This window comes from Paraburkholderia sp. RL17-368-BIF-A (assembly GCF_046054045.1).
GTDB lineage: Bacteria > Pseudomonadota > Gammaproteobacteria > Burkholderiales > Burkholderiaceae > Paraburkholderia > Paraburkholderia graminis.
Genome location: NZ_JARESN010000011.1, coordinates 109505 through 122067, shown reverse-complemented (window position 1 = coordinate 122067; position 12563 = coordinate 109505). Strand labels below are relative to the sequence as shown.

The window sequence follows — 12563 nt, the reverse complement described above, 5'->3', positions numbered from 1 at the left end:
CAGTCTACGCGCAGAACGAGTCCGACAAAACGGGCGGCGAAGATGGCATTAAACGGTGGACGTGCCCCTCAAACCGGCTCAGCCGGAATCTCGGGTTCGACCAGCTTCGCGAGTTGCATCAGCGATTCCTGCCAGCCGAGGTAGCACATCTCCACGGGAATCACCTCGGGCACGCCTTCCTGAAGAATCGAGACGTCGGTGCCGCACAGCACCGTGCGGAAGGTGATCGTCGCGGACATTTCGCCGGGGAGATTAGGATCGTCGAAGCGGTCGGTATAGCGGATTTTCTCGTTCGGCACGAGTTCGACGTACTCGCCGCCGAACGAGTGGCTGTGGCCGGTGCCGAAGTTGCGAAACGACATCTTGTAGGTGCCGCCCACGTGTCCGTCGAAGTGATGGACCTGGCAAGTAAAGCCATACGGAGGCAGCCATTTCGCGAGCGCGTCCGGTTCGAGGAACGCCCGATAAACGCGTTCGGCAGGCGCGCGCAGCACGCGGTGGAGTTTGATGGTTCCGGTAGTCATGGTAAGCCGCCTTTCGGTTGAGAAGTTGGACACACTGCTACGACGATTCGACGGCAGCGGAATCGACACGATGCGCGATAAAAATCGTCACGCGTTGTGGGTGCCGTTACGTCGGCCGGACACCGCGGACGGCTCGACCCGTCTCTGAGCGATAGACTACCAACACAGCTCTTGCAGGAGAATCTCATGCGGCTCGTCGACTGGAATATTCAGTGGGGACGCGGCGTGGATGGCCGCGTCGATCTCGCCCGCATCGTGCGCGAGGCGCGTGCGCTGTGCGATTTCGACATCATGTGCGTGCAGGAAGTGACGCGCGGCTTTCATGAGCCGCAGCAGATGGGCGGACTGGCCGGTGGGCCGAGCGCCGATCAGTTCGCCGAACTCGCCGCGTTGCTGCCCGGCATGACCGTAGTCGACGCGATCGGCTCGGACCTTCCGGGCGTCGGTGGTGGCGTCGGCGGCGGCAAGCAGCGGCGGCAGTTCGGCAACGCGATCGTCACGCGTCTGCCGGTCAGACAGGTGCTGCGCCACTCGCTGCCGTGGCCCGCCGACCCCGCGAAGCCGTCGATGCTGCGCGTCGCGCTCGAGGCCGTGATCGATACCGACGTCGGACCATTGCGCGTGATCAGCACGCACCTGGAGTTTTATTCGGAAACACAGCGGCTCGCGCAGGTCGAGAGGCTGCGCGAGCTGCATCAGGAAGCATGCGGGCACGCGCGCCGCCCGGCGCGCGCCGAGAAGCAGGACAGCCCATTCGCCGACACGGGGCGTCCGATGAGCGCAATCGTCTGCGGCGACTTCAACAGCGCGTTCGAAAGCGCCGCGTATCGCAAGATGCTCGAGCCGATTGCCGGCGCGCCCGCTTTCGCCGACGCGTGGACGCTCGCGCACGGCAACGACGCACGCGCCGCGACGGTCGGCCTGTACGACCGCGAGCAATGGCCGGACGGACCGTTTGCCTGCGACTTCGTGTTCGTCACCGAAGACCTTGCGCCGCGCGTCGCGTGCTGCGAGGTCGACGCGCACAGCCGGTCGTCGGATCATCAGCCGATGTGGCTCGAACTGCGCTGAGCGGCAACGTACGACGAAAGCGCGGGCCGCGCGCTAGATGCGCGGCAGGTCGTCGATGCATTTTTCGATGTGGCCGTCGGGGACGTCGGTGTCGATTCCGTCATGCCCGTTGGTGTGGGAGACGGCCACGATTTTCGGCCCGAGAAAGCGCGTGCCGCCGAGCGTGAAGAGCGACCAGACAGCGTCGCCGCGACGGATCGCGGCCACCACCTGAGCGACTTCGACGATCGAGGTCGGCGACAACCAGCTGCGCGTGGCGGGGTCGACCGTGGCCCAGCGCACATGCGTGATCCGGTCGTTCGAAGGGTTGATGCGCACAGCGTCGATACCGAATGTAGCCATGATATTTCCCCCCAGCACCCTGGCACTGACGATCCTAGCATGATGGTCCAAGCCGTCCGGCGGGGCAAGGGGCAGCGTTGCGGGACTTCCGCGTCATTTACCCGCGCCGGGAAACTCGCGGCAACCGAGCAGCAGTCGGTCGCCCGGCGCCGCGCCTGGCGCAAGCGCCGCGGCGTGCGTCTGGCCGTCGCCGCACTGCCATTGCGCTGTCAGATCGCTGCGGCATGACAGGACGCCTCCACCGGCGACGTCACCGGTCAGCATGTAGGTGCAGGCTGTGCGGCCATTGCATCGACGCGCGAGGTCGAGCGTGGCGTTGCCCTCCTGCTGGCCGCAGTTTCGGCCGTAGGTTCCTGCGACGATTGTTATGGTGTTCGATGGATTCGCGTCGGCCGCAGGTGCGCCGTAGCTGGCGGACGCGTGGAATGTCAGGGATGCCAGGCATGTGGCACTCACAAGCACTCTGGCGCGCGACGCAGCGAGTCGGCGGATTTTCATGAGCGGCCTCCGGGCGGCCGAACGGCAGGGGTAAACCCATTTTAGACGCTGCCATGCGACACGCGGGGCCGCGAGACGACTAATCGAAGAAGACCAGCCAACCTGCGAAGGCGCGGCTCAATTGCCTGATTGCGGTGGCTCTGCCCGAGCACTTCGTAAATCCGGGGTACTGGCGAGCGGTCACCGGAACAACCGCTCCCACACTACCCCCACTGCACACAACCGCAACCCCAACCACCAACCCTCACCGCTGCCCGTAAATCGCAATCGTCACCCGCCGGTCTTTCTGCAGGCAAGCAATGACGGCAGGCGTTTCACCCGGCGGGCAATGGGAAACCGGCTGCGACGATCCCGCGCCCGAAGCGCGAATGCGCTCAGCGTCGAGGCCGTGCGCCACCAGATACGCCTTCACGGTTTCGGCTCGCGCCTGCGACAGCGCACGGTTGCTCTCGTCGGAACCGATACGGTCGGTGTGACCCACCACGTCGATGCGCGTCACGCCGTCTTCCTTGCGGATTTTCTCGATCGCGGCGTCCAGTTCGGCGCGGCCGCGCGGCAGCATCGAATTGAGGCTCGATTTCCCGAACGGAAACAGCGCCTCGCCTTCGAACGTGAACTGTTCGAGCGCCGCCGGCTTCGCCGCGACCGGAGCAGGCGCAACCGGTGCGGCGTCGCTCATCAAGTCCGCACACTGTGGATCGCGCCAGTACGTCGCCCTCACGCGCATGTTCTTGTCGAACTGCACCTGATATTGACACGACACCACCCGGTCGCCGCGACGGAAATCGAACAGGTAGTTCCAGACATGATTGCCCACGAACCACTCGTTAAAGTGCGGCGGCCCGATCAGGTCATAGAGCTGGTCCTTGTTGAGCCCGGTACTCACGTTGCGCAGGTTCGCCACGTTCACGAACGTGCCGCCGGCCGGCGACGCGGACGTGGCGTCCGGAAACTTCGGCGGCGTCTGCGGCACCGCGCATCCCTGCATGACGACGGCAGCCGCGAGGCACATCGAAAGCAGCATAGCTGGTTGTAATTTCATGATTCGCTTGTTGTCTTGTTTGAGGTTTCGCATCGGCTTGGCTACTGCGGCTAGTGCGCTTTCCGCGCCTTCCGCGCCTACCACTGATAGCCCGCGCCCATTACGGCGCCGTAGGTGCCGCGCGTGTTCGTCGAGACGGCCGCCTTGTAGACCCAGTGGTTGTTCTCCGAGATCGTGGAAACGCCGAGCGCCTGGCCCGACTGACCGCGATACACGCTGCCCGCAATCGACACCATGCTCTTGCCCGGCCCCGACGGCTGCGGCAGGCCGGCTACAGCCATCGCCGTGGCGGTGCCGCCGTCCGCGTCGCGGCGATACGAGTCGAGGTTGTTGCGCAGGCCGGCCACCTGGCTGTCCGTGTAGCTGTTCGCCTGTGACAGCGCGTTGCTCACGCTCGCGTTGAGCTGGCCGACGTTCACGGCATCGGTCGGCGCCGTGCCCGCCGCGACGTTGACGACCTGGCGGGTCGAACCTGCGGAGCCCACGGCAACCACGTTCGAGCGGCCGCCGTCGTCGCTGCCCGCACCGATTGCAGCCGATCCGCTGCCCGACGAAGTCGCGCCCGTACCCACCACCGTCGAGCCGTTGCCCGTCGCCTGCGAGCCGTTGCCGACCGCCGTGCTGTTCGAGCCCGAGGCGACGGCCCCGGAGCCGCCCGCGGACGAGTTCGTGCCCGTCGACGACGGCGCCGTGCTGTTGCCGGTGCCCGGCGTCGACGTATAGCCACCGCCGTTATTGGTGGTGTTCTGGTTGATGAGCGTCGTGAGCTGGGAAGCGACGGCGTCGAGTTGCGAGACATTCACGGCGTCGGTGCCGAGGCGCCCAGGGGCCAGGCCCGTGATTTGCCGGTTGCCGACGTTGATTTCCCCCGCCGACGATTGCGGGCTGCTCAACCCATACGCCACGTAGTTGCTGAGCGCGCCGACCGTGGTGAGCGAGCCGGCGCCGAGCGCGATGCTGTTCGCCATCGTCGCGCTGGCTCCCGAGCCAAACGCGATGGCATCCACGGCACTGCTGCGCGCGCCCGAACCGATCGCGACGCTGCCGACGTTGGCCGCGCTCGAATTCGCGCCCTGCGCAATCGACTGCGCGCCGCCCGCCACGCTGCCGCTGCCGAGCGCGATCGCATCGGCCTGCGCGGCGCTCGATGCCTGGCCGATCGCCACGCCGCCCGGCGCCGTGGCATCCACGACTGCGCCGTTGCCGATGCCCACGCCGTTGTCGCCGTTCACGACCGTCGTGGGGCCCACCGCGATGGACTCCGCGCCGACGGCGAGCGAGTCGGCCGCCGTCGAGTTCGCGTGGAAGTACAACTGCCCGGTCACGGCAAACGACGACAACGCGCCCGCAAGCTGACGCACGGTGACGGCGTCCTGCGCTTCAGTGCCGTCCGCGACATTGGTGAGCTGGCGATAGGTGTTCGTCGACGCATTGCCGAGCGACACCGCACCGAGCAGCGTGCGATCCGACGTGTTGTACGGAATCGAATGCGTGCCGTTGGCAATCGAGCCGACGCCTGAGAGCACGGCGCGATCTGATACGGAGCCCGAACCAATCGCCACGCCGTCGTCGACGGTGACGCTCGACAGCGTGCCGAGCGCAAGCGAGTTGGCGTTCTGCGCCGAGGCCCCATTGCCCGCGGCGAGACTCGAGGTGCCGGCCGAGACCGCGGCCGGGCCGATGGCGACGCTGTCGGTGCCCGTCGCCAGGCTGTCCGCGAGCGTCGAGCTTGCGTGGAAGTACTTGATGCCCGCGCCGTTGTTGATGTTGTCGATGGCGGTACTGTTGGCCGTCACCTGCTGGTTGGTCGCGTAGAGCTGCGAGCCGTTCACGGCGTCCGTGCTCGACTGGCTCAACTCGCCCGCGGCCACGTTCTGGATCTGCCGCGTGGCGCCCGACGTGCCCACACTCACGACGCCTGCGGGTGCGCCGCCGGCGAAGGTGTAGCTCACGCCGCCAATGGTCGCGCCCGACGTCGGCGTGGCGGCCGTGGTGGTGGAACCCGCACCCAGCGCCACGCTGTTCGCGACACTGGCGATAGCGTTGGAGCCGACGGCCACGGCGTTCGCCGCCGTCGATTGCGTGTTGCCGCCCACGGCGATCGCATCCGTGCCCGTGGCGACAGAATCGGCCAGCGTCGAATTGGCGTGGAAGTACTTGATGCCCGCGCCGTTGTTGATGTTGTCGATGGCAGTGCTGTTGGCCGTGACCTGCTGGTTGGTCGCGTAAAGCTGCGAGCCGTTCACGGCGTCCGTGCTGGACTGGCTCAACTGACCCGCGGCCACGTTCTGGATTTGCCGCTCGGCACCCAACGCGCCCACGCTCACGACGCCCGCAGGCGACGCGCCGGCGAACGAGTAGCTCACGCCGCCGATGGTCGCGCCCGAGGTGGGCGTCGACGTGGTCGTCGTGGAACTCGCACCCAGCGCGACGCTGTTGGCCACGCTCGCGTTGGCGCCCGAGCCGAGCGCGAGCCCGCGCGATGCGGCAGCCTGCACGACGGCCGTATCGCCGAGTGCAACTGAGCCCGCGCTGTTGGCCTGCGACGCGTTGCCGAGCGCGACGGAGCCTTGTCCGGTCGCAACGTTTCCGTTACCGAGCGCGATCGCGCCCTGGCCATTGGACGTGTTGTTCGCGCCCATCGCGATGGCGCCGTTGCCGATGGCCGAATTCGGATCGCCGATCGCCACTGCGCCGTTGCCGCTCGCCGTCTGGGCTTCGCCGAGTGCGACCGCGCCCGTGCCGCTCGTGACCTGCGAATTATGGCCGCCCGCAATGGCGCCGGTGCCGGCCGCGGCCGCCACGATGTTGTTGGCCCCGAAGGCGACCGTCATCGTGGCAAGCGCCTGTGAGCCGATGCCCATTGCCGTTGCGCCTGCCGCCGACGCGACCGCCGTATAGCCGACCGCGGTGGCGTTGTTGGCGCTTGCCGTGGTCGCGCCGCCCAGCGCCGTGGTCTGCACGCCGGTGGCGAGCGCGTTGATGCCGAGGCCCGTCGCGTTCAGGGCCGTTGCATGAACGCCCGCACCCAGCGCCGTCGCGGACGTCGCCGTGGCGCTCGCATTGAGACCGAGCGCCGACGTGTTGTCGACGGTCGCATTCGCGCCCGCGCCGAGCGCGACGGCCGACGTGCCGGTCGCCCTCGCGAGATTGCCGAAGGCGCTGCTCGACAGTCCGGATGTCAGCGCGCCGACGCCCACCGCAACCGAACTGTTGCCGCTGGCCGTCGCGCCGCTGCCGAACGCTTGAGCCGACGCGCCGCTCGCAATGGTGTTGTTGCCCATCGAGATCGCGAAGTTGCCGGTGGCCTGCGTGCCGGAGCCCGGTACACCTGCGGTGCCGCCCACGCCGATCGCAATCGCCCCAGTGCCCGACGCGCCGCTGTTCACGCCGACCGCGACGCCGGATGCGCCGCTCACCATCGCGCCCGAACCGACCGCGACACCGGCATCGCCCGCGGTGGTCGTGATCGCCTGATTGCCGATGGCGACCGACGTGCCGGCGGCCGCAGTCGACAAGGGTCCGAGGGCCGTCGCGTGATCGCCCGATGCCGTTGCCCCGGCCGCTCCCGCGAACGAAGAGGCGCCCGAAGCGTTGGCAGCGCCCGCCGCGACAGCGGCCGCGCCGGAAGCGTTGGCGAACGATCCTAACGCGGAGCTATTGGTATCGGACGCCTTGGCGCCGGGTCCTAGCGCACTGGAATTAAGCCCGGTTGCGCCTGCCGAAGTACCGTAAGCGGCAGCACCTTGAGCCGTTGCGCTGGACAGATAGCCGGTCGCAGTACTGTTGACGCCGCTCGCAACACTGGTGCTGCCGATCGATACGGCGCTGGCTCCCGACGAAACGGCGCCGAGCCCTACCGCAACGGTGCCCGTGGTGCTCGCCGTCGAGTTAATACCTACGGCCGTCGAATTGTTTCCGGAAGCCAGCGCGCCAGGTCCTAATGCACTTGCAGAGATGCCCGTGGCGATCGCCAGGTTGCCCAACGCCGTGGAGTTCTGCTGCGAGGCAGTCGACCCTATACCGATTGCGATTGCACTGGTCGATCCGCTCGCGCTGCCGCCGTCCAACGCAAACTGCGCATGCGCGCTCGGGGCGGCGAGTCCGCTGCCCAGCAGCACCAACGCCGCCGCGGCAAGCGATGGCATGGCACGACCACGGCTGCGCGCGTCGGTTGCGTCGCTGCGTGCATCGGCGGCGCAGACATTGACGACGCCCGCAGACGCGCCTTTGCCCTTGCCGTTGGCCCGGTCGAGTTCGGACGCGGCGACGAAGGCGCCGAGCGCCGCGTTCCACACAGTGCGGTAAGTTCGATTCATAGATTTCCCTGCCTGTAAGCGGCGTGTTCCACACAGACGCATCACGCACTCATGGCAGCTTGAATCTGCATAAGTGCGATAAACGTCTGCCGAGCTAAATAAATAACCGTTTGTTATCGACGAATGAGGTCCTCGCCTCGAATAATTCGAGTCGAACGAATAACGTCAGACAGGGGCGAGCAAAAATACCGGCAATCCGATCGATTGCGTATTTTTTAAGCGCTGGTTGTCGTAATTCCGTTACCTGAATCAGGCGAGAACCCGGTGAAACATAGAGTAAGGGATAGGCCGATGGAAAAGAGAGCGGACAATATTGAACAATTGTCACTGAAATGTGACAAAGTTGAACGGGCATGCCGACAGTCACGGCTCGCCTGCCTGTCCGGGCGTCGGTAAAGTCAAAAAACAGGCCGGCGCATGTCACATTTGACGTTTTTTTGTGCAGCCGGATTAATGCGGACTGATTGTTTATCCGTAATTCTCGAACCGGTCGAAATGCGAATTCTTTAAGCGCAAGATGCAATTGGCGTACCGCGCCATATATCGCGGCGCGATCCCGCTTTGTCGCAAAGGTTTTTCAAAGCTATTGAAGATTCTTCAGGAAATGCCGGCGCGCGCATTTGGCGCCGTCAGCGAATGACTGTTATTCAGGCGAGCCGGATTTTTTCGGCAATAGAAGCGTGAAGAGGGAACCGTGTCCCACTTCGCTCTCGACCTCAATGTGCCCGCCGAGCGTATCCACTACATGCTTGACGAAGGCGAGCCCGAGCCCGTGTCCGGGCGCCGGATGATCCGACGGAAGCCGGAAGAATTCCGTGAACAGGTTGGGTATCTGATCGGCCGGTATGCTGCTGCCCGTGTCGGCGACGGTCACGGCCCAGCGCTCTCCGCGCTCACCGGCGGTCACAGTGACCGTTGCGCTCCGCGGGCTGAACTTGATGGCGTTGTCGATCAAATTGGCGAATGCCCGGCGCAGCAGCGGCGCATCGGCCACTACCAGCATGCCGGGTTCGGCGGCGAGGTGCACGGCTGTCTGCTTCGCGCTGGCCTGCGGCCAGAGATCGTCGACGGCGTCGCCCAGCAGCAAGGCCAGGTCGACGGTGCTCGCTGCGGGCGGCCGGCCTTCGGCACGCGCGAGCAACAGGAACTGGTCGGCGAGGCTGAGCGACCACTGCGCGTAGTGGCCCACGAGTTCCACGAAGCGTGACTCCGGCAGATCGGCGCCCGCATGGCGACGCTGCTCGATCAACGCAAGTATTGCGGCTTGCGGCGAGCGGATGTCGTGCGACAGAAAGCGCAGCGCCGAGTCGCGCTGACGTTCCGCAATGCGCATCGGTGTGACGTCGGCCACATGAAAGATGAGCGCAGCGTCGCGTGCATGCAGCGCGGGCACCACCGCGCACTTGATGAGCAGCGAACGACGTTTTGCGTCGACAATTTCGATGCCGTCCATCTGTGCCGCAGATTCGACGCGCGATGCTGCGCTGCTCTCACTTGCGGCACGAGTAGCCGGCTCGGAACGCGCGGTCTCGGCAAGGCGTTGCAGCGCTCTTTGGACGTACTCGACGGCATGCTCGGAGGCCGTCATGTCGCGCACGACATCCGTCGCAAGCCGGCCCGCGGGACGCCGCGGCGAGTCTGGCGCGTGCGAGTCCGACTCGTACAGCGCGACGGCCTTCCGGTTCGCGAGCATGACGACGCCCGAAGACGCCACCACGAGCGTCGCCTCGGGCAGGCTGTTCATCCACTCGGAGATGAAAGACGCCGAACGCCGCAACCGCGCGACGACAGCGCTCATGACCATGACGCGGCGATGCAGCGGGTCGATCGCGGGTCGATGTATGAGCGGCTCGCCGGGGAAGCCAGGCTCCGCCATTGCGCGCGCCGCCGCCTCGCTCAGATAGCGTAATAGCGCCTCCTGCCGCCGCCATGCGCTGACCGGATAGGCCACGAGACAGGCGGCCACCGCGGTGCCTGGAAAGAAGAACACGTGCATGGTGTCGAGCAGCACGAGCGACACGGCGCACGCCGCGAGTGCGAGCGCCGCGGCGGCGATCAACCCCAGGCGCGGCCCTAACGTGAACTGCGCGGCGCACAGCAACGGCAGCATGCACAGACTGAACAGAAGTTGAGCGGCTGTCGGCGCTGCACGCACGAACGAGCCGCTCGCGAGCGCACTCGTCGCTTCGGCGAGAAACTCCACGCCCGACAGCAGATGCCGTCCGCGGCCCGGCGTGACGAAATGCGTGTCGGCGGCGCTCGCCGTCGGCCCGACGATAACGACCGCGTCCTTCAACGCGCTCGAAGCCACGCGGCCTTCGAGCATATCGACGAACGAATACGACGCGTAGGACCGCTCGCGTCCGAGCGGCACGTAGCGGCGGCACGCGCTGAACCAGCGGCCAGCCTCGCGTGCCGGCGCTTCGCCGCATCGCGCGACAGACAAACCGCCGGTACGCAGCAGCGCCACGCTCATGTGCTCGTAGACGGCGGACGGTCGACCTTCCTGCAGATAGAAACTGCGCGTGGCGCCGTCGGCGTCCGGTGCGGCGTTGGCTTCGGCAAGCGCAAAGGCCGCCTCGGCCATCGGCGCGACGGGCTCGATGACTTCCGGCATGCCGGCTGTATCCGCGTCGCCCGAGACAACCACCACCGGCAACACGACGCGGCCATTGCGCTTCATCGCGTCCGCGAGTCGTTGGTCGCCGGCCGGCTGGAGCCTTCCGTGGTTGGTCATGGCCACGTCGAGTCCCACGGCTGCGGCTCCGGCGGCGGTCAACCGATCGATGAGCGCGGCGTAGTCCTTGCGCGGCACGGGCCATCCGCCGAGCGCCTGCACGCTCGCGTCGTCGATGGCGGCCAGCACGATCTTCGCCGGCGACGGCCTTTGAAGGCGCGGCTGCGCGATGTCGAAGAAGAACAGATCGGCGCGGCGCAATACGCCCGACATCGTCAACGCCACACATACGAGCACGAGGAACACGCCGAGCGCGAGGCATTCACGCGCCATGTCGACGGGCGCGGGACTGTCGTCGGCGTGCATCAGCGTGCGCCCGCGAGATTGCTGACCGGCTGTCCAGTTGGCCGGACACGCTCACAGGCCGCCCGCTTCGGCCGCTTAGCCCGCTTACTCATAGGCGAGTCCGGCCGGCGCCCACTGCGCCGCCTGCATTGGTTGCGCAGGCGAATGATGGCTCGACGCCGCGGGATGAAGCGTGCGCGCCGGCACGGCCTCGAGACGATAACCGTGCGTGTAGACGGAACTCAGCCGCAGTCCGTTTTCAGGTGCGAGGGCAAGCTTCTGACGCACGCGATAGATGTGCGTGTCGAGCGTACGCGAAGCCGGATCGAGTTCACGCCCCCACGTGCTGATGCTCACCACCTTGCGCGATAACAGCTTGCCCAGATTGTTGAAGAAGAACGCGATGAGATCGAATTCCTTCGGCGTGAGTTCGATGCGTTGACCGCGCAGCGACACGGTGCGCTCCACGGAATCGAGCACATACTCGCCCGCGCAGATGAGGCCGCCGTGCTCGTTGCCGCGCGTTGCGCGCCTCAGCAGCGCGTTCACGCGCGACACCAGTTCTGCGACGCGAAACGGCTTCACCAGGTAGTCGTCGGCGCCCGCTTCCATCGCGAGCACGACGTCGTCTTCGAGCGATTTGCTGGTCACGAACAGCACCGTAGGCGATGCGCCGAGCGTGCGGCGAATCCAGTAAAGCAATTCGAAACCGGTCATTCTGGGCAGCAGCCAGTCGACAATCACCAGGTCGAACGGCTCCGAGCGCAGCAGGCGGACCGCCTGCTCGCCGTCACTCACCTCGACGATCTCGTGCCCGAGGGGCTCCACGACCCGCGCCGCGGATTTCGCGTGAACGGGATCATCTTCGACTATCAGCACACGCATGGGTGTCATCCTTCATTAGCACTTGGGCGGCATGGCCTTCACGGTCGTTGCGCTGAAACCCGGCGGCATCTGCGCGACGCATGCTCGTTGCACGACACGGTGTGCAAGCACGGGCGCAGCAGACCCGTCCTCGACATACGAGGAGGCATTAACCGTTGGCATCGAGACGCGAAGTAGCAGGCCGAAAATTGCTCAGCGGCCGGCGCAAGGAGCGCGTGGGAATGCTGATTGAAGTAGATTGACTACCTGTTTTTGGCCGTATCGACAGCCTGTTACCCTCTGGGTGCTCATATTGCCGTGCCCTCACCAAGCCGCTTGTTCGGTAGTTCGGTTTGTTCGGTTGCGCTATCGGTGCGTCCGCGTGGCACGGACTCTCCGACAATCGTCAGTATCTCTTTTCGAAAACTCTGCGAGCACTATCTTTTGTCCAATGCGGCAACACGCGTCACAGCGCTGTAACGGTTGGTAAGGCAAGTGCTCGGCGGGACTTTGGCATATGGCCATTTATTTGTCTACGTAAATCCACAGAATAACGACGTGTATTGTTTATTTAACAATCGGGGCAGGATTGAATGGTCTCGAGCAACTACCTGGCATCGGCCTGGTGACCGCCAGATGACGTTGTGGCGGGCGTGCGTGGCCGACGTGTGTTTTAAACAACCGGACGCCGATGCAGAGCCGCCGGTGATGGCAAACCGTCTGGCCGGCTGGATTGTTTCGGCATTTTTGGAGCAGCATTGGCGATCTTCGGTGCGAATTGAATGAATGGCGCGATAAGCTTCGACTGATATTTTTTTGCCGTCGAATTACTTAATTTACAAAAACTGTCAATTGCCCGTTCTAAACGCTGTATGAGAATT

The 12563-nt window shown here is 65.5% G+C and carries 8 protein-coding genes; 1 reads left to right on the top strand and 7 read right to left on the bottom strand.

The window, feature by feature from the left end; all coding sequences use genetic code 11:
• Window positions 1–68: 68 nt before the first annotated feature.
• A complete protein-coding gene (locus P0D87_RS20030) occupies window positions 69–524 on the bottom strand; it encodes an SRPBCC family protein (protein WP_408637007.1) in 456 nt (151 codons plus the stop codon).
• 186 nt (window positions 525–710) lie between these two features.
• Here P0D87_RS20030 and P0D87_RS20025 point away from each other — a divergent pair, with 186 nt between their 5' ends.
• Complete coding sequence (locus P0D87_RS20025; protein ID WP_053860003.1) at window positions 711–1595, top strand: endonuclease/exonuclease/phosphatase family protein; 885 nt, start codon at window positions 711–713, stop codon at window positions 1593–1595.
• A 33-nt stretch (window positions 1596–1628) separates the two neighbouring features.
• Here the strand turns inward: P0D87_RS20025 and P0D87_RS20020 are convergent, their stop codons facing one another.
• The 6 genes from P0D87_RS20020 to P0D87_RS19995 form a co-directional block, all read right to left on the bottom strand.
• Window positions 1629–1937 (bottom strand): hypothetical protein, encoded by a 309-nt coding sequence (locus P0D87_RS20020; protein ID WP_006049563.1) that lies wholly within the window; start codon window positions 1935–1937, stop codon window positions 1629–1631.
• Between the two features lie 93 nt (window positions 1938–2030).
• Window positions 2031–2435 (bottom strand): hypothetical protein, encoded by a 405-nt coding sequence (locus P0D87_RS20015; RefSeq protein WP_053860002.1) that lies wholly within the window; start codon window positions 2433–2435, stop codon window positions 2031–2033.
• A 244-nt stretch (window positions 2436–2679) separates the two neighbouring features.
• A complete protein-coding gene (locus tag P0D87_RS20010) occupies window positions 2680–3510 on the bottom strand; it encodes an OmpA family protein (RefSeq protein ID WP_053860001.1) in 831 nt (276 codons plus the stop codon).
• Between the two features lie 44 nt (window positions 3511–3554).
• The gene (locus P0D87_RS20005) at window positions 3555–7796 is read right to left on the bottom strand and encodes a YadA-like family protein (protein ID WP_053860000.1); all 4242 of its coding nucleotides are present in this window, start codon (window positions 7794–7796) and stop codon (window positions 3555–3557) included.
• A 643-nt stretch (window positions 7797–8439) separates the two neighbouring features.
• Entirely contained in the window at window positions 8440–10839 is a 2400-nt protein-coding gene (locus P0D87_RS20000) for a CHASE2 domain-containing protein (protein ID WP_053859999.1), read from the bottom strand.
• Between the two features lie 84 nt (window positions 10840–10923).
• Complete coding sequence (locus P0D87_RS19995) at window positions 10924–11703, bottom strand: response regulator transcription factor (protein ID WP_053859998.1); 780 nt, start codon at window positions 11701–11703, stop codon at window positions 10924–10926.
• Window positions 11704–12563 lie beyond the last annotated feature (860 nt).

What these genes read in the sequence shown, in the direction of transcription:
- P0D87_RS20025 (WP_053860003.1), top strand. Translation starts at nt 711, where the DNA reads ATGCGGCTCGTCGACTGGAATATTCAGTGGGGACGCGGCGTGGATGGC.
- P0D87_RS20010 (WP_053860001.1), bottom strand. Translation starts at nt 3,510, where the DNA reads ATGCGAAACCTCAAACAAGACAACAAGCGAATCATGAAATTACAACCA.
- P0D87_RS19995 (WP_053859998.1), bottom strand. Translation starts at nt 11,703, where the DNA reads ATGCGTGTGCTGATAGTCGAAGATGATCCCGTTCACGCGAAATCCGCG.
- P0D87_RS20000 (WP_053859999.1), bottom strand. Translation starts at nt 10,839, where the DNA reads ATGCACGCCGACGACAGTCCCGCGCCCGTCGACATGGCGCGTGAATGC.
- P0D87_RS20030 (WP_408637007.1), bottom strand. Translation starts at nt 524, where the DNA reads ATGACTACCGGAACCATCAAACTCCACCGCGTGCTGCGCGCGCCTGCC.
- P0D87_RS20020 (WP_006049563.1), bottom strand. Translation starts at nt 1,937, where the DNA reads ATGGCTACATTCGGTATCGACGCTGTGCGCATCAACCCTTCGAACGAC.
- P0D87_RS20015 (WP_053860002.1), bottom strand. Translation starts at nt 2,435, where the DNA reads ATGAAAATCCGCCGACTCGCTGCGTCGCGCGCCAGAGTGCTTGTGAGT.
- P0D87_RS20005 (WP_053860000.1), bottom strand. Translation starts at nt 7,796, where the DNA reads ATGAATCGAACTTACCGCACTGTGTGGAACGCGGCGCTCGGCGCCTTC.